The sequence below is a fragment of the Azomonas macrocytogenes genome (assembly GCF_014191985.1).
In the GTDB taxonomy this organism is placed as follows: domain Bacteria; phylum Pseudomonadota; class Gammaproteobacteria; order Pseudomonadales; family Pseudomonadaceae; genus Azomonas; species Azomonas macrocytogenes.
This window is the reverse complement of the sequence record NZ_JACHXI010000002.1, coordinates 165135-181150: the sequence shown is the minus strand read 5'-3', so window position 1 is coordinate 181150 and position 16016 is coordinate 165135. Positions and strand designations below refer to the sequence as shown.

Genomic DNA, 16016 nt, shown 5'->3' with positions numbered 1-16016 from the left:
TGGATTCCGTCCTATCGGGCTGTCCAGAATCATTAGGCCACATCAGCCGCTGGCGATGCGCAAGAGCATGACCTACGACTAAGGCCGAGAAATGGCTCGGCATGTCGAAATCACCCAGCAGACCGGGGTGGCAATTTACTTCTGCGACCCGCACAGCCCCTGGCAGCGCGGCAGCAATGAAAACATCAACGGTCTGATCCGTCAGTACTTGCCCAAGGGGACGGACTTGTCGGGACACAGCCAGGAACAGCTGGATGCCATTGCCTTGCAACTGAATATGCGCCCGCGTAAACGCTTCGATTTCAAATGTCCGATCGAAATGATGAGTGAGGTAATGCACAAGGCCATGACCATGCGGCACGAGGCGCCCGCTTCTATCCAATAACCGTGTTGCACTCAGCTCCTGCAGCCGCCATGTCTATAGTTACTGGTAAAATTTCCTTGCTTCGCCAGTATTTGTTCTCAGTACACGAATCCAATCGGCCTTGCTTGTCCGTCTTTCTTCAAGGCAGCTTCATTGACCAGTGCCTGGACTAGTTCGGCAGCGTTGGTGAAAGGTTTAAAGCGCGCCCGGCGCACTACAGTGGTGAAGTCCCCCGGAGTCAGGGTATCCATTGTCTGCAGTGCGGCTTCAGCGTTGTGTTGTGGATCTTTCAGGCCTAATTCCTTGAGATGCGCGCGAAGCAGGAGTAAGCGCTGTTCCGGTCGCAGGTAGCCGAAGCGGACTTTCAGGTCGAAGCGGCGCAAGGCGGCTTCGTCGAGGTCGGCCATCAGGTTGGTCGAGGCGATGAACAGGCCGGAGTAACTTTCCATCTGGGTCAGCATTTCGTTCACGGCGGTGATTTCCCAGCTCCGTTGGGCTTTGCGGCGGTCCTGTAGAAAGCTGTCCACCTCGTCAAGGACCAGAACGGCGCTTTCTTGTTCTGCTTGGCGAAAGGCTGCGGCCAGGCGTTGTTCGGTTTCGCCGAGGTAGGGTGAGACCAGATCGGACACTCGCTTGATGTGTAGGGGCTTGTCCAGGCTTTCAGCCAGCCAGCCGGCGAATGCGGTCTTGCCTGTACCGGGCGGGCCGTAGAAGCACAGGCGTGCCTCCGAGTGACGACGCAGGCCCTCCAGCAATCCATCCAAATCAATATCGGTGTTGATCCGCTCTGGCGAGTAGACGGTCGGTAGGCGGATACCCTTGTGCTGTCCTAATCTTTCATGCCCTTGCGCTTTCAGGGTCGAGTCCACTAGGTATTCTAGGGTCCCATTGAGCTTCTTGCCGACCCGCGGGCTGATGGTGTGGGCGACTCGATAGGCTCGTTCGAATACGGCGGGAGTCATGTACTCATGGGTAGCCAGTTGCTGGATCGTCTCCTCGCCTAGACGGTCGGCACACAGGTTGCGAATGATCCGTTCGCGCTGGCTACGGATCGGATTGGGCATTTCGATGACCATATCGAAGCGGCGGATATAGGCCGGGTCGAGCATGCCGATGTGATTGCTGAGCCAGAAGCACGGTTGACCGTTTTCTTCCAATATGCGGTTGATCCAGCCTTTGTGTGCTTTGCGGCGCTTGGCATTGGGGATCAGGTCATCGACGAAGAGATCTTCTATTTCATCCAGCATCACCAGCACTGGACTACCTTTGAGCACGCTCATGGCAGAACGCAACGCACACAGTCTCTGGTATCCGGTGATAGGATCGCCCTCGCTGTCGGTACAGGCGATTTCGTACAGTTCTAGCGCCAGTTCTTCCGCCAGGAGGCGGCATAGTTCGGTCTTGCCTGTACCTGGTGGGCCGTATAGCAGGATATTCACACCCTTGCGTTGCTGTTTGGCCACCTTCTGCAAATAGTTCATGACCATGGCCAGTGGTTGGCTCAGATGTTCATAGTCAGTAACCGTCAAGCTTGCCGGAGCGCTGAGGCGGAAGGAGTGCTCGAACAACTCTTCGGCCGCTCCTCGATGAAAGCGCAATTGTTTCAGCAGATCGCTGCTGGTGAAGCTCAGGGTTTCTTCAAGGTCGTGGCGACCGTTGTCGCACTGGATCGTCAGTAGGCCACAGGCGGTCAGGTGCCCATCCGTGGCCAGGCAGTGCTGGATTTCTTCGTCCGACAGCTCCAATAGCACGGAAAGAGCCTGCGATAGCCGATTGAAGCCGACCGCACCAAATACATCGCTGCAACGATTGAGTAGCGGGTCGGCGTGCAGCAAGGCGCAAAAACCCAGCACACGAGTTTCGGCTTCATCCAGCCCCACCAGTCGGCCCAGGGCTTGCAAATTGCTGCCCAGGGGCTCGGGATAGTCCGGGGCCGGATAGTTGCGCGTGAACAGCCGGTATTCGCGCTTTAGGCACTGTAGGGCGCAAGTCCGGCTGTAATGTTCGGCGTCGACCAGTTCCTCTAATCCGAGCTCACGTGCTACTTCGTCATCAGTGATGCAGCCACGCTCCAGAAGTTGGCGATGTCCTTGCAAGTCGACCATCAGACTGAAGGCCCACTTCAAGGCTAATGTGCAGGTATCCGGATTACGTCGTCTGGCAATGCGTCGTGGGCTAGGGCGAGGAAGGGCGGAAACGGTCATGGGAATGGCTCCTTGCTGAATCTTTTGCCATCGTATTGCTATTGCGCGACATAATACGTCGCGCCACTGTGGCTCTTGGATTCACCGATGAACGAAAGGCCGCCTGTCTTTTCCCCATGTTCAGCCGCCACAAGGCGAAAGGAACTCGATATGCCCGATAGTACTTCGCGCAATACGCTCAGCCGCCAATGGGAACTGCTCAAATGTTTGCCAGGCCGGGCACCTGGAGTGACCTGTGCCCAGCTACAGGCGTACTTGCAGGATATGGGCTATCAAGTGAGCAAGCGCACTATAGAACGGGATCTGCAGAACCTTTCCGGTCTGTTTCCACTGCAATGTAATGACCGCGGTACGCCCTGGGGATGGTTCTGGGCACCGGGAGCAACGCTAGAGCTGCCTGGCATGGGCCTGGGAGAAGCGCTCAGTCTGGTCCTGGTGGAGAAAGCGCTTCACTTCATGTTGCCGGTCGGCTTGCGTCAAGGCTTGGAGCCGCGTTTTCGACAGGCGCGGCGTAAATTGGAGTCGCTGGCGGAAGGGAACGCGACGGCTCGCTGGCTTGGCAAGGTGGCCAGTGTTCAACCAGAGCTGAGTCTTCAGGCACCAGAGATTGACGAGGTTTTGCTGGAAACGATCCAGCGCGGTCTGCTGGAAGAGCAGCAATTACACTGTCACTACTACGCCGCTCATCAAGATAGGGAACGGGAGCTGACCCTCAATCCGTTAGCACTGGTTCAGCGCGGCTTGATTACCTACCTGATTGCGACAGCCCAGCCCTATACAGATGTTCGCCAATATGCAATCCACCGTTTCCGCCAAGTCGAGTTATTACCGACTCCGACAGTCGGGGGAGAGCAATTCGATTTGCAAACCTATCTGGATAGTAATGCATTGCAATTCGGGCCGACGGGGAAAATTCTACTGCAAGCCTGGATCAGCAGCTCGCTTGCTCGACTAATCAAGGAGACGCCGTTTTCCTCGGATATGACACTGGAGCCGCTGGTGGAAGGCTATAGACTCCAGGCTACGGTCAGCGATAGCTGGCAATTACGCTGGTGGCTGTTGCAACAGGGGGAAAGCCTATGCGTGGAAGCGCCCGAAGACTTACGTGCTTTTATGCGCGAGACCTTGCGACGGACATTGTTACGATATAACGCCCCCGGTATCGGCAGCAACCATCAGGCTACTACAGGTCGCGAATGTGATATCTGATGTTTGGCACTGCCCGCTATGCCATGTCTTCAGCTACCGAGATAGGCTTCCCGTGTCCCAATAAACCAGCCCCTCACCTTTCTGCCCACAGCATGGCAATCGGCACCGCGATTAGTTGCTCGTCAAAGTGCACCACTTGTTCTCCGGTGTGGAACAGGATGCCGCGCTGGAATAGCCGTGGCGCGGTTTCACGTAGATGGCGCAGGCCGTTGAAATCCTTCGAGGTGACGGTGGCGGCGGCTTTCACTTCGATGCCAAGCAGTTCGTTGCGGCGATTTTCCAGCACGAAGTCCACTTCTACGCCTGTGGAGGTCCGGTAGTGCATCAGGTTCGTGCGCAGTTCGGCCCAGGTCTGGTGCTTGGCCAGTTCGGCATGCACAAAGGCTTCCACCAGATCGCCGGGCAGGCTATGTCCCGCCGTCAAGGTTGTTGTACCCAATCCTTGCAGGTGCGCCATCAACCCGTAGTCGCAGAGAAACAGCTTAGGTGATTTCTGCAGGCGTTTGCCGAGGTTCGACGACCAGGCCGGCACCTGGCGGATCAGGAACAGCGTTTCGAGCAAGGCGAGGTAGCGTTTGAGTGTGGTTTGGGCCATGCCGGAGGTACGTGACAGCTCGGCGGCGTTCAGCAGGCCGCCACTGCGCGCTGCCAGCAATTGCATCAACCGGGGTAACTCGGTTAGTCCTTCGATCTGCGCCAGATCGCGCACGTCACGCAGCAGGAGAGTGCTCAGGTAGCTGTCGAACCAGGCTTCACGGCGGCGTCCGTCGCTGCGGCTCAGCGCTTCAGGATAACCGCCAGCCATCAACCTGGCGATGAAGTCGTTGCGGTCGAACGAGTAGCGGTCAGCAAAATCGCCCTGGAACAGGCGGTCGATCAGGCTGAAGGGGTGGGTGGCAATCTCGCATTGCGCCAGCGGCCATAGCGCCAGTACTTCCATGCGTCCAGCCAGAGAGTCGGCCATCCGGGGCAGCAGCAGGATGTTTGCTGAGCCGGTCAGGAGAAAGCGTCCCGGCTGTCGGTTCTTGTCCACTTCGGCCTTGATGGCCAGGAATATGTCGGGCGCGCGCTGGATTTCATCGAGGCAGACCGGCCCTTTGAGCGCGGCGATGAAGCCGAAGGGGTCGGCTTGTGCGGCCGCCAGTACGGCGGGATCGTCGAAGGTGAGGTAGCGAGCTTCGGGTTGCAGGTTGCGAACCAGCGTACTCTTGCCCGTCTGCCGGGCGCCATTGATCAGCACCACGGGGGAGTCGCTCAAGGCGTCCAGGGTGAACTGGCGAATATTTCTCGGGTACATAGGTGTAATTTCATCCACTTGGTGGTTGAAATTACACCATCTATCTGGCTGTTTCACCAGCCGTTCCATCCATCCGGGGGATAGGAGGTGAATCATGCCTGTCAGCGCGTCGCCCGGTACGGCAGGCTCAGTGGATAGGCGCTATATCCGGTACCCTCAATCGGCCTTTATGCTCCCAAATAAGCATCCCGCACCTTGGAATCATGCAGCAATTCCTCACCGCTGCCCTGCATGACGATATGGCCGTTTTCCAGTACATAGCCGCGGTCGGCCAGTTTGAGCGCCCGGTTGGCGTTCTGTTCGACCAGGAAGACAGTCACGCTATCTGTACGCAGCTGTTCGATGATTTCGAAGATCTGCTGGATAATGATCGGTGCCAGGCCCAGCGAGGGTTCGTCGAGCAGGAGCAGCCGGGGTTTGCTCATCAGCGCGCGGCCGATGGCGAGCATCTGCTGTTCGCCGCCGGACATGGTGCCACCGCGCTGCCGGTAGCGCTCCTGAAGGCGCGGAAACAGCTGTAACACCTTGTCCAGTTGTTCTTCGTGCTCTGTTTTGCTGCCGAAGAAAGCACCCATCGCCAGGTTTTCCTCCACGGTCAGGCGGGCGAAGATGCGTCGTCCTTCCGGCACCACGGCAATGGCCTTGCGCATGATGTCGCAGGTTGGCTGGCCGACCAGTTCTTCGCCTTCGAAGCGGATGCTGCCGCTGGCGGCGCGTGGCGTACCGCAGAGGGTCATCAGCAGGGTCGACTTGCCTGCGCCGTTGGCGCCGATGAGGGTGACGATCTCTCCCTGGCGTACGTCGAGGCTGACATCATGTAGTGCCTGGATCTTGCCGTAGAAGGTCGAGACGTTAGCGAAACACAGCATCAGGACTCTCCCAGGTAGGCTTTGATCACGGCGGGATTGCTGCGGATTTCATCCGGCCGTCCCTCGGCCAGCGGGCAACCCTGGTTGATCACGACAATACGGTCGGAAATGCTCATCACCAGCTTCATATCGTGCTCGATCAGCAGCACGGTGACGCCGTGGGTATCGCGCAGCAGTGCGATCAGCGCCTTCAGTTGTTCCGTCTCACGAGGGTTGAGGCCGGCGGCCGGTTCGTCGAGCATCAGGATGCGCGGGCGGGTCATCATGCAGCGGGCGATTTCCAGGCGGCGCTGCTGGCCGTAGGCGAGGGTGCCGGCCGGGCGGTTGGCGACCGCGCTCAGTTCGACCTGCTCCAGCCAGTGTGCGGCCAGTGCCATGGCGTCCTGTTCGCTATGGCGGAAAGCCGGTGTCTTGAACAGGCCGGCAAGAAAATGGGTGTTCAGGTGCCGGTGCTGGGCTACCAGCAGGTTTTCCACGGCTGTCATGTCCTTGAACAGCCGGACATTCTGAAAGGTGCGCACGATGCCTTTACGAGCAATCCGGTGACCTGGCAGACCGTGAATCGGCTCGCCGTCGAGGAGGATTTCTCCCCAGCTCGGCTCGTAGAAGCCGGTCAGGCAGTTGAATACGGTGGTCTTGCCGGCGCCGTTCGGGCCGATGATGGATACTACTTGGCGTTCATACACGTTCAGTTTTACGCCATTGACCGCCAGCAGCCCGCCGAAGCGCATGCACAGGTCGCGTACTTCAAGAATCGGCCGCTTCATCGCTTCAGCTCCAGGTGCGGACGCTGCATGGGCAACAGACCTTGTGGACGCCAGATCATCATCAGCACCATCAGGGAACCGAAGATCAGCATGCGATATTCGCTGAATTCGCGGGTCAGCTCTGGCAGCAGGATCATGACGATTGCCGCGAGGATAACGCCGAGCTGCGAGCCCATGCCGCCGAGCACGACGATGGCGAGGATGATGGCCGATTCGATGAACTCGAAGGAATTGGGTGAAACCAGTCCCTGGCGAGCCGCGAACAGGCAGCCGGCGAAACCGGCGAAAGTGGCGCCCAAGGTGAAGGCCGAGAGTTTGATCAGCGTCGGGTTCAGGCCGAGGGCGCGACAGGCGATCTCGTCTTCGCGCAGTGCTTCCCAGGCACGGCCGATGGGCATGCGCAGCAGGCGATTGATGGTGAAAAGGGTCAGCAGTACCAGCCCCAGGGCAATCAGGTAGAGAAAGATCACTTTGTTTGAGGCGTTATAGGCAAGGCCGAAGAATTCATGGAAGGTCTGCATGCCTTCCGGGGCGCGGCGGTCGAAGGTCAGGCCGAACAGGGTCGGCTTTTCGATACCGCTGATGCCGTTGGGGCCGCCGGTGAATTCCGTCAGGTTGCGCAGCAGGATGCGGATGATCTCACCGAAACCAAGGGTAACGATGGCCAGGTAATCGCCGCGCAGGCGCAGCACCGGAAAGCCAAGCAGAAAACCGAACAGTGCGGCCATGGCCCCGGCGATCGGCAGGCAGGTCCAGAAACCCAGGCCGTAGTATTCGCCAAGCATGGCGTAGGTGTAGGCGCCGACGGCATAGAAGCCGACATAGCCGAGATCCAGCAGGCCGGCCAGCCCGACCACGATGTTCAGACCGAGGCCAAGCATCACGTAGATCATGATCAGCGTGGCCAGATCCACGGCACCGCGCGAAGCGAAGAAAGGCCAGACCAGGGCCACCAATGCCAGAGCGAGAATGCCCCAGCGCTGGGTCTTGGGGCGGGTCAGGAAATTGCCGGTTCCGGCCGGTATGCGTGGCAGGTTGGGGCTGCTTGCCCAACCGGCGGCGAGCCGGCGACGCAGTAGTTGCCAGACGAACATTCCCAACGTGCAGGCGGCGATGATCCACCAGGTAAGCGGGGCGGCGCCCTGTATTTCCAGGTTGATGCCGACGGTAACCAGCTTCAAGCCCAGAATGGGGAAGGCAACGAGGGGAACCAGCAGGGCGCTGAAGAAGGCGAGGCGCAGGCGAGCACTCATACTTTTTCCACCTCTGGCCGACCGAGAATGCCACTTGGGCGGAACAGCAGCACCAGTATCAGCAGACTGAAAGCCACTACATCCTTGTATTGATCGCCGAACAGATCCGCGCCAAAGGCTTCAGCTATACCCAGCAGCAGACCGCCAAGCATGGCACCGGGAATGCTGCCGATACCGCCGAGCACTGCTGCGGTGAAGGCTTTGATTCCGGCGAGAAAACCGATATTGGGGGTGATTACGCCGTACTGCATGCCGATCAATACGGCTGCCACGGCAGCCAGAGCGGCGCCGATGACGAAGGTCAGGGAAATGATCGCGTTGGTATCGATGCCCAGCAGATTGGCCATCTTCAAATCTTCCGCGCAGGCACGACAGGCGCGGCCCAGGCGCGAACGGGAAATGAACAGGGTCAGGCCGAGCATGGCAAGGAAGGTCACGCTGAAGATCACTATCTGGATATAGGAGACGATGACGCCGTTCATGGCGCTGTCGCCGATCACAAATTCGCCAGGGATGGGATTGGGAATGGCCTTGCTTCCCGAACCTTGGGCCAGCATCACATAGTTCTGCAGGAAGATGGACATGCCGATCGCCGAGATCAACGGAATCAATCGGTTGCTGTTGCGCAACGGGCGGTAGGCAATGCGCTCGATGCTGTAGCCGTAGGCACTGGTAACCACGATGCTGGCGATCAGCGCACCGGCCATCAGGATTGGCAAGGCATCCAGCCCCAGCATCGAGAGCCCGACAATGGCGATAAAGGCCACGTAGGAGCCGACCATATACACATCGCCATGGGCAAAATTGATCATGCCGATAATGCCGTAGACCATCGTGTAACCGATGGCGATCAGGGCATAGGTGCTACCCACGGTCAGGCCATTGATCAGTTGTTGGAAGAAGTGGTAGATCTCGGACATCGAATCCTTCCTGAAGAAATGCCGACGAATCTAAAGCAAAGCCCACTGGTAAGTAGTGGGCTCGTTTCGGACAAGCTTGCTTCAGCTTATTTGATTTCGGTCTTGCTACCGTCCTGATGCCAGGTGTAGACCACGAATTTGAAGTCTTTCGGGTCGCCTTTCGCATCGAAGGCCAGTTTGCCGATCGGCGTATCGAAGCTGTTCTGGTGCAAGTATTCGGCTACTTCTTCGGGATCTTCGCCGACTTTGCCTATGGCTTGCGCCAAAGCCTGAACGGCAGCATAGGCAGTGAACACGAACGGGCCGCTTGGATCTCGATTGGCAGCCTTGAAGGCATCGGCCAGAGTCTTGTTCCTCGGGTCCTGGTCGTAGGGCGGCGGCAGGGTCACGTACAGCCCTTCCGAAGCGGCGCCGGCGATGGCCGACAGGGCCGTATTGCCGGTTCCTTCAGGCCCCATGAACTGTACGTTCAGGCCGCGTTCGCGGGATTGGCGCAGCAGCAGGCCCAGTTCCGGGTGATAGCCGCCGAAATACACGATGTCCGGGTTTTCCTTTTTCAACTGGGCGATCAGCGAGGAGAAATCCTTGTCGCCCGGATTGATGGCAGTGAACATCCCGACCTTGACACCACGTTTTTCCAGCGTTTGCTTGACGGCAGTGGCCAGTCCTTCGCCGTACTGTTGCTTGTCGTGAATGATGGCGACGTTTTTGGGCTTGACGTGGTCGGCGATAAAATTGGCGGCAGTCGGGCCTTGATCGCTGTCCAGGCCGATGGTACGGAAGACCAGCTTGTAGCCACGCTCGGTAATCGCTGGGTTGGTCGAGGAGGGCGTGATCATCAGGATACCCTCGTCATTGTAGACATCCGCGGCCGGTTGGGTGGCACTGGAACAGAAATGGCCGATCACGAACTTGATTTCGTTGTTGACGACCTTGTTGGCCACTGCCACAGCCTGCTTTGGATCGCAGGCGTCGTCGTAGACAATGCCTTCCAGTTGCTTGCCGTCAACCCCGCCGGCCTTGTTGATCTGCTCGACGGCCATCTTCGAGCCGTTGAACTGCATATCGCCATACTGGGTCAACGGCCCCGTGGCCGGGCCAGCGAAAGCGATCTTGATGGTGTCGGCAGCCAGACTGAAACTGGTGGCGCCACTCAGCGCCAAGGCGACGAACAGCCTGGACAGGTGCTTTTTGTTCTTCATGAATGCTCCGTTTTCTTATCGTTCAGAAAAAGGTTCGAACGTTGCGCTTCTTGTGCAGAGGCTGCCTCGAATCGTTCTGTCGACAGTTTAAAGCGCTATGGCCGGATTGCTACAACCGAAGCAGCGATTGGCTGAACCCGGCAGGAAATAACCTGTGTACAGGCCAGTTTCACCAGACTGATATGCCAAAATGCAAAATTACCCTTTGAAGATTCAATTTATTGTTTGAATAGGAGTTCTCCATGCCTGAGGCGCCAAGCGATCTCTACCTGAAGCTGCTGGGGGAAACGGCTCGCATCAGCTGGCACGAGCTGCAACCTTTTTTTGCGCGCGGTGCCTTGCTGCGAGTTGCCGCGGGGCTCGATCTGATCGAAGTGGCGGCGGCGTTTGCCGCTAACGATCAGGCGCGGGTCGCTGTCTGGCTGGAAAACGATGGATTAGCCAAATTGCCGCCCGATCAGGCACAGCAATGGCATGAGCAGGAGCCCCAGCTCTGGGCTGTAGTGGTTGCGCCCTGGGTGTTGGCGCAGGAGCATAACGTTGGCGAGTCGAGTAATAGTTACACTTAGATTGGTATATTTTTTACTCTGTCCTATGTTGATCAACCGCAGAAGCATGGGCTGGATTAAGCTGAGAATGCTTCGGGCTACACGCGAAAGCGGCGGTCATCAGGCGATGAGATGGCAGTTGAAAGCCGCTTGGATTGCTCGTTTATGTTTGTAAACCGCGCCTGTGCGACATTTTGACTTTTAGTGCTACCGGCCAGGCTGCTGTCTTATCTGGAGCGAGCACCTGGCGAATAGACTGTGCAAGGAAACTCATCATTATGTTCAAGCCTGGTCACCTGAATCGAATTCTATTCGGGTCGTCTGGTCAGCCAGAAGCCCGGATCGATTTGCGCTACAAGGTGCGTGACGATCCGAACGAGGGGCTGATGCTATGTTTTCATATGCGTGGCGACATGAAAGGAAAAAGCTTCGAGGAAGACTTCGAGCTGCACCGGGATACCGCGTTCAACTTCGCCAGTGTCGCCAGTTATATTGCTGCCCGACACGGCTTTCCGGTCAATCGCAGCCCGATCATGCGTGACCGAGCCGATTACGAGCAGATGTTCGACGATATTCGCTGCAAGCTGGGGTTGCGCTGTGGCGAACCGGTGAACTTCGATCATGTCGACAAGGATTTCTATCGGCCAAGCTCTTGGTTGTGATGCGTCGCTCAGGAGAATAATGCCCCATGAAAATATCCGCCAATCTGTCGCTGCTGTTCACCGAGCTCCCGTTGGCGGAACGCGTGCTGGCCGCGCGTCTGGCCGGTTTCGACGGTGTGGAAATCCAGTTTCCCTACGAGCTTGCGGCGATTCGACTGAAAGAAACGTTGGAGCGAGCGGATGCGCCGTTGGTGCTGATCAATGTGCCGGCTGGCGATCTGGGCAACGGTGGTCCGGGGCTTGCCGCCGTGCCGCAGCGGCAAGCCGAATTCGACGACGCCCTGCAGCAAGCCTTGACCTATGCGGCTATGGTGCGTCCGGCCTGTGTCAATGTATTGCCCGGGCGCCTGGCCGAGGGCGTCACACGGGACGAGGCGCTGGCCACGCTGGCCGACAATCTGCGTCGGACCGCCCAGGAGTTCGCCACCCTGAACATCCAGGTGCTCTGCGAAGCGGTCAATCCGCTGGATGTGCCTGGTTTTCTCATCAACACGCCGGAGCACCTGCTCAAGCTTCTAAAACAGGTTGATCATGAAAACTGTCTGGCGCAGCTCGATCTCTATCATATGGCGCGACAGGGCCTGCAGATTCCTGATTGCATCCGGCAGTTGCAGGGGCTGATCGGTCATGTTCAATTCGCCGACTGTCCGGGACGCGGCGCACCGGGTAGCGGCTCGGTGGACTTCAAGGCGGCGCTGGCGGCCTTGGCCGAGGTGCAGTATTCGGGCTGGCTGGGTGCGGAATACCGGCCGGACGAGAAAGGCACCGAGACCGGCCTGGGCTGGCTGGAGCGCTGGAGAGCACCATAAGGCCAAGGCTTTCAGGCTTGGCTCAAGGGGCTTCCAACCAGCCTGCAGCTCTTGCAGTTTCTGCACTGGAGAAGCATTTCTCGCCCTTGTCCCGGGAAATTCTCACGGCTGCATAGTTGGCATGGGCCGAGGTGAAGTAATACTTTTTCCCTGAGCTCGAAATATTTCCTTTCACCGGGCAGTCGTCGGCTTGGCCGATGTTCGCTGGTCGTGCATTGGCAGGGCAGGTCATGGAGGTGAAGGTATTGTCGTAGCAGAACTGCCATTCCTTGCTGTTGGTGGAATACTGCACCGAACCCTGCTTGAACTGAGGATTGTTATCCATGAACCACTGGATGCTGGCTGTGTCGCCGGGTAGTTCCCGATCCGGCAATTTCAGTGTGTTGTGCAGTTCCAGGGCCTTGTCGAAATAGGCCCTGGGCTCTTCCAGGGTTTCGTCATGCATGCAGGTACCGTGGTACTCGTATTCATGCTGCAGCAGCCAGACACTCGGAGTCATGCACAGGTAGTTCTCCAGCAGCTTGCGGTCGATTTTCTGTTGGTCGCCTTCGCAGGCGCGGGGATAATTACCAGAGGCTTTTATTCTCCCCTGTGGCCAGAATCCGTGGAGTACATAGCCGAACTGTTTGCCGCTACCGCATTGCAGATAGTCCTTCGATCCCGGTTTAGTCTGATCCTTGCCGAGCTTGGCGCAATAACGAGGCGTCCAGGTATACGACAGGACGTAGTACTCGGATTTCACGTCGTTTATCTGTTTTCGAGGGATCTGGTTGTCGTAATTGCCATAGGTATCCAACGGGCTGGCGCATTCGCCAGCGGCGAATACGTCGAGCACGATGGAGCAGAAGAAAAGAGGTAGAAGACGCTTCATCTTGTGTTTACCGGACAGCCGTCATGCCTGGCCTGATAGCCGTGGCGAATGACGGTTGAGCCACATCCATTCAACCCGCTACGAGAACCCGGATTGCCTCCAGGCGCAGTGCCGCTTTTTCCAGCATGGCCAGACCCTCGGTGCGTTGCTGGCGCAGGGCTTCGATTTCGCTGTCGCGAACGTTGGGGTTGACTGCTTGCAGGGCAGTCAGTCGAGCCAGCTCCTCATCCAGGTGCGCAGTCAGTCGCTGCTCTGCCTCGGCGACACGTTCGGTATGGCGCGGCGCGACCTTGGCTTCACCGCCGGCGATCAGCTTGGCCAGTACATCGCGCTGGGCCTGGACGAACTTGTTGGCATTACTGCGCGGTACGCTTTCCAGTTGGTCGTTGAGTTTCTCGAAAGCGACTTTTGCTGCCAAGTCGTTACCGTTGCCATCGAGCAGACAGCGGATTGCCATCGGCGGCAGGAAACGGTCGAGCTGCAAGGCGCGCGGTGCGACCACTTCGCTGACGAATAGCAATTCAAGCAGCATGGTGCCAGGCTTGAGGGCCTTGTTCTTGATGAGTGCGACGGCGGTGTTGCCCATGGAACCGGCCAGCACCAGGTCCATGCCGCCCTGGACCATGGGGTGTTCCCAGGTGAGAAACTGCATATCCTCGCGTGACAGGGCCTGGTTGCGATCGTAAGTGATGGTGACCGCCTCGTCGTCGCCAAGGGGAAAGCTGGCGTCCAGCATTTTTTCACTGGGGCGCAGTATCAGGGCGTTTTCCGAGTGATCTTCGCTGTCGATGCCGAAGGCGTCGAACAGTTTTTCCATGTAGATCGGCAGCAGGTAGCGATCATCCTGTTCGAGAATTGCCTCGACCAGTTTCCGACCCTTGTCGCCGCCGGCGGAGTTGAGCTCCAGCAGGCGATCACGCCCTTTGTGCAGGTCGGTTTCCAGATGCTCGCGCTCCGTCCGGGCCTCGTCGAGCAACGCCGTGAATGCCTGCTCGTCATGGCTTTCCAGCAACGTTTGCAGGCGTTGGCCGAAGCGCTGCTGCAAGGCGCTTCCAGCCGGGCAAGTAGCGAGAAACGCATTCAGTGCCTGGTGATACCACTGGAACAGATGCTGCTGCGGGCTGTTTTCCAGGTAAGGCACATGCAGTTGGATGCGGTGCTTCTGGCCGATTCGGTCGAGCCTGCCGATGCGTTGCTCAAGCAGATCCGGATTGGACGGCAGATCGAACAGTACCAAGTGATGGGCGAACTGGAAGTTGCGGCCCTCGCTGCCGATTTCCGAACAAATCAATACCTGGGCACCGAATTCTTCGTCGGCAAAATAGGCGGCGGCTCGGTCGCGTTCGACGATGCTCATGCCTTCGTGGAATACCGTGGCAGGAATACCGGAGCGCACGCGCAAGGCATCTTCCAGGTCCAGGGCGGTTTCGAAATGGGCGCAGATCACCAGGATCTTGAACTTGCGCAGGCTTTTCAGTGTGTCGATCAGCCATTCGACCCGTGGATCGAACTGCCACCAGCGGTTTTCCTCGCCGCTGTCAGGCTGGTTCTGAAGCAGGCTTTCGGGGTACAGCCCGGTGGCTTCAGCATACTGCTCGGGGCAGGGGAGTGGGTAGGGATGCAGGTCGCGCTCAGGGAAGCCCTTGACTGCCGCGCGCGTGTTACGGAACAGCAGACGCCCGGTGCCGTGGCGATCCAGCAGTTCGCGAATCAGCCGCGCATTGGCTTGCGTATCACCGGTCGCTACGGCGGCCAGCAGGGCTTCGCCTTCCTGCCCGAGGAATTCATGGATGGTCCGCTGTGCTTGCGGCGACAGCTTGCCTTCGTCGAGCAGTTCCTGCACCGCTTCGGCTACCGGCTGGTAGTTGGCGCTCTCGGCGCGGAAGGCGGCGAGGTCATGAAAACGATCCGGGTCGAGCAGGCGCAAACGGGCGAAATGGCTTTCCTGACCAAGCTGTTCTGGTGTGGCGGTGAGTAGCAGCACGCCGGGAATCACTTCCGCCAACTGTTCGACCAGGCTGTAGGCCGGGCTGGCACCTTCCGGACGCCAGACCAGATGGTGTGCTTCGTCCACCACCAGCAGATCCCAGCCAGCGGCAAAGGCAGCATCCTGGGCGCGCTCGTCTTCCTTCAGCCAATCCAGAGCGACCAGAGCCAACTGAGCTTCTTCGAACGGATTGCTACCGGGATCGCTCGCGGCAAAGCGCTCGGCATCGAACAGCGCAACCTGCAGGTTGAAGCGGCGGCGCATTTCCACCAGCCACTGGTGCTGGAGTGTTTCGGGAACCAGGATCAGAATGCGCCGGGCACGCCCGGAAAGCAGCTGGCGGTGGATGACCAGGCCGGCTTCGATAGTCTTGCCCAGGCCCACTTCGTCCGCCAACAGCACACGCGGTGCAATGCGATCGGCCACTTCACGGGCAATATGCAACTGATGCGCAATGGGTTGCACGCGCGCGCCCGACAAGCCCCAGAGTGGCGACTGCAATTCACGACTCTGGTGTTCGAGGGTGTGGTAACGCAGGCTGAACCAGTTGAGCGGGTCGATCTGCCCGGCGAACAGACGGTCGCTGGCCAGGCGGAACTGGATGAAATTCGATAGCTGGGTTTCCGGTAATGTACGCGCTTCATTCTGTGCGGTAAGGCCGTGGTAGATCAGCAGACCATCGATATCGTCGACTTCTCGAACCGTCAGTTTCCAGCCTTCGAAGTGGGTGATTTCGTCGCCCGGGACGAAACGCACACGAGTGAGCGGTGCACTGTGCACGGCATACTGGCGCGTTTCCCCTGTGGCAGGATAGAGCACAGTGAGCAATCGTCCGTCCTGGGTAATGATGGTTCCCAACCCCAGTTCCGCTTCGCTGTCGCTAATCCAGCGTTGCCCCGGTAGATATTGCTGCGCCATGCATGCCTCCCGACATGGAAAAGGCTGATATGGTAGCGGAATGCTGCTGGCTGGGCGACGCCACTTGCCGAATACTCGAGCAGGTAACAGCTTTTCATGGTCGATATACCCAATCGCACGCGGTTTCAATCGGGAG

The 16016-nt window shown here is 58.4% G+C and carries 13 protein-coding genes and 1 pseudogene; 5 read left to right on the top strand and 9 right to left on the bottom strand.

Annotation, left to right across the window (positions count from 1 at the left end):
- Positions 1-46: 46 nt before the first annotated feature.
- Positions 47-385 (top strand): annotated as a pseudogene (locus FHR87_RS03330) (IS30 family transposase); the annotation flags it as partial.
- 77 nt (positions 386-462) lie between these two features.
- On the opposite strand, the gene FHR87_RS03325 reads toward FHR87_RS03330, so the two are convergent.
- Positions 463-2568 carry an ATP-binding protein gene (locus tag FHR87_RS03325; RefSeq protein ID WP_183165302.1) on the bottom strand — a complete coding sequence of 702 codons (2106 nt, stop codon included), beginning with the start codon at positions 2566-2568 and terminating at the stop codon, positions 463-465.
- A gap of 150 nt (positions 2569-2718) precedes the next feature.
- On the opposite strand from FHR87_RS03325, the gene FHR87_RS03320 reads away from it, so the two are divergent.
- Positions 2719-3777 (top strand): helix-turn-helix transcriptional regulator, encoded by a 1059-nt coding sequence (locus tag FHR87_RS03320; protein ID WP_183165301.1) that lies wholly within the window; start codon positions 2719-2721, stop codon positions 3775-3777.
- A 73-nt stretch (positions 3778-3850) separates the two neighbouring features.
- On the opposite strand, the gene FHR87_RS03315 is transcribed toward FHR87_RS03320, so the two are convergent.
- The 6 genes from FHR87_RS03315 to FHR87_RS03290 form a co-directional block, all read right to left on the bottom strand.
- The gene (locus tag FHR87_RS03315) at positions 3851-5074 is read right to left on the bottom strand and encodes an ATP-binding protein (RefSeq protein ID WP_183165300.1); all 1224 of its coding nucleotides are present in this window, start codon (positions 5072-5074) and stop codon (positions 3851-3853) included.
- Between the two features lie 167 nt (positions 5075-5241).
- The gene (locus FHR87_RS03310; RefSeq protein WP_183165299.1) at positions 5242-5943 is read right to left on the bottom strand and encodes an ABC transporter ATP-binding protein; all 702 of its coding nucleotides are present in this window, start codon (positions 5941-5943) and stop codon (positions 5242-5244) included.
- Positions 5943-6710 carry a high-affinity branched-chain amino acid ABC transporter ATP-binding protein LivG gene (gene livG, locus FHR87_RS03305; RefSeq protein WP_183165298.1) on the bottom strand — a complete coding sequence of 256 codons (768 nt, stop codon included), beginning with the start codon at positions 6708-6710 and terminating at the stop codon, positions 5943-5945. The genes FHR87_RS03310 and livG overlap by 1 nt, the downstream gene beginning before the upstream one ends.
- Positions 6707-7963 (bottom strand): high-affinity branched-chain amino acid ABC transporter permease LivM, encoded by a 1257-nt coding sequence (locus FHR87_RS03300; protein WP_183165297.1) that lies wholly within the window; start codon positions 7961-7963, stop codon positions 6707-6709. Before FHR87_RS03300 ends, livG begins: the two co-directional genes overlap by 4 nt.
- Complete coding sequence (gene livH, locus FHR87_RS03295) at positions 7960-8883, bottom strand: high-affinity branched-chain amino acid ABC transporter permease LivH (protein ID WP_183165296.1); 924 nt, start codon at positions 8881-8883, stop codon at positions 7960-7962. The genes FHR87_RS03300 and livH overlap by 4 nt, the downstream gene beginning before the upstream one ends.
- An 86-nt stretch (positions 8884-8969) precedes the next feature.
- Positions 8970-10085, bottom strand: coding sequence for a branched-chain amino acid ABC transporter substrate-binding protein (locus FHR87_RS03290; RefSeq protein ID WP_183165295.1), 1116 nt, complete (start codon positions 10083-10085; stop codon positions 8970-8972).
- A 242-nt stretch (positions 10086-10327) separates the two neighbouring features.
- On the opposite strand from FHR87_RS03290, the gene FHR87_RS03285 reads away from it, so the two are divergent.
- The 3 genes from FHR87_RS03285 to FHR87_RS03275 all read left to right on the top strand — a co-directional run bounded on the left by FHR87_RS03285 (position 10328) and on the right by FHR87_RS03275 (position 12104).
- Complete coding sequence (locus FHR87_RS03285) at positions 10328-10654, top strand: DUF2288 domain-containing protein (RefSeq protein ID WP_183165294.1); 327 nt, start codon at positions 10328-10330, stop codon at positions 10652-10654.
- 257 nt (positions 10655-10911) lie between these two features.
- Positions 10912-11295 (top strand): DUF5064 family protein, encoded by a 384-nt coding sequence (locus tag FHR87_RS03280; RefSeq protein WP_183165293.1) that lies wholly within the window; start codon positions 10912-10914, stop codon positions 11293-11295.
- A gap of 26 nt (positions 11296-11321) precedes the next feature.
- Positions 11322-12104, top strand: a complete 783-nt coding sequence (locus tag FHR87_RS03275; protein WP_183165292.1) for a hydroxypyruvate isomerase family protein — start codon at positions 11322-11324, stop codon at positions 12102-12104.
- A 22-nt stretch (positions 12105-12126) separates the two neighbouring features.
- On the opposite strand, the gene FHR87_RS03270 is transcribed toward FHR87_RS03275, so the two are convergent.
- Both FHR87_RS03270 and rapA read right to left on the bottom strand, forming a co-directional pair.
- Complete coding sequence (locus tag FHR87_RS03270) at positions 12127-12975, bottom strand: ribonuclease T2 family protein (protein ID WP_183165291.1); 849 nt, start codon at positions 12973-12975, stop codon at positions 12127-12129.
- A 70-nt stretch (positions 12976-13045) separates the two neighbouring features.
- Entirely contained in the window at positions 13046-15880 is a 2835-nt protein-coding gene (gene rapA, locus FHR87_RS03265) for an RNA polymerase-associated protein RapA (RefSeq protein ID WP_183165290.1), read from the bottom strand.
- Between the last annotated feature and the right edge of the window lie 136 nt (positions 15881-16016).

What these genes read in the sequence shown, in the direction of transcription:
- FHR87_RS03275 (WP_183165292.1), top strand. Translation starts at nt 11,322, where the DNA reads ATGAAAATATCCGCCAATCTGTCGCTGCTGTTCACCGAGCTCCCGTTG.
- FHR87_RS03280 (WP_183165293.1), top strand. Translation starts at nt 10,912, where the DNA reads ATGTTCAAGCCTGGTCACCTGAATCGAATTCTATTCGGGTCGTCTGGT.
- FHR87_RS03325 (WP_183165302.1), bottom strand. Translation starts at nt 2,568, where the DNA reads ATGACCGTTTCCGCCCTTCCTCGCCCTAGCCCACGACGCATTGCCAGA.
- FHR87_RS03310 (WP_183165299.1), bottom strand. Translation starts at nt 5,943, where the DNA reads ATGCTGTGTTTCGCTAACGTCTCGACCTTCTACGGCAAGATCCAGGCA.
- FHR87_RS03320 (WP_183165301.1), top strand. Translation starts at nt 2,719, where the DNA reads ATGCCCGATAGTACTTCGCGCAATACGCTCAGCCGCCAATGGGAACTG.
- FHR87_RS03300 (WP_183165297.1), bottom strand. Translation starts at nt 7,963, where the DNA reads ATGAGTGCTCGCCTGCGCCTCGCCTTCTTCAGCGCCCTGCTGGTTCCC.
- FHR87_RS03290 (WP_183165295.1), bottom strand. Translation starts at nt 10,085, where the DNA reads ATGAAGAACAAAAAGCACCTGTCCAGGCTGTTCGTCGCCTTGGCGCTG.
- livG (WP_183165298.1), bottom strand. Translation starts at nt 6,710, where the DNA reads ATGAAGCGGCCGATTCTTGAAGTACGCGACCTGTGCATGCGCTTCGGC.
- FHR87_RS03285 (WP_183165294.1), top strand. Translation starts at nt 10,328, where the DNA reads ATGCCTGAGGCGCCAAGCGATCTCTACCTGAAGCTGCTGGGGGAAACG.
- rapA (WP_183165290.1), bottom strand. Translation starts at nt 15,880, where the DNA reads ATGGCGCAGCAATATCTACCGGGGCAACGCTGGATTAGCGACAGCGAA.
- FHR87_RS03270 (WP_183165291.1), bottom strand. Translation starts at nt 12,975, where the DNA reads ATGAAGCGTCTTCTACCTCTTTTCTTCTGCTCCATCGTGCTCGACGTA.
- livH (WP_183165296.1), bottom strand. Translation starts at nt 8,883, where the DNA reads ATGTCCGAGATCTACCACTTCTTCCAACAACTGATCAATGGCCTGACC.
- FHR87_RS03315 (WP_183165300.1), bottom strand. Translation starts at nt 5,074, where the DNA reads ATGTACCCGAGAAATATTCGCCAGTTCACCCTGGACGCCTTGAGCGAC.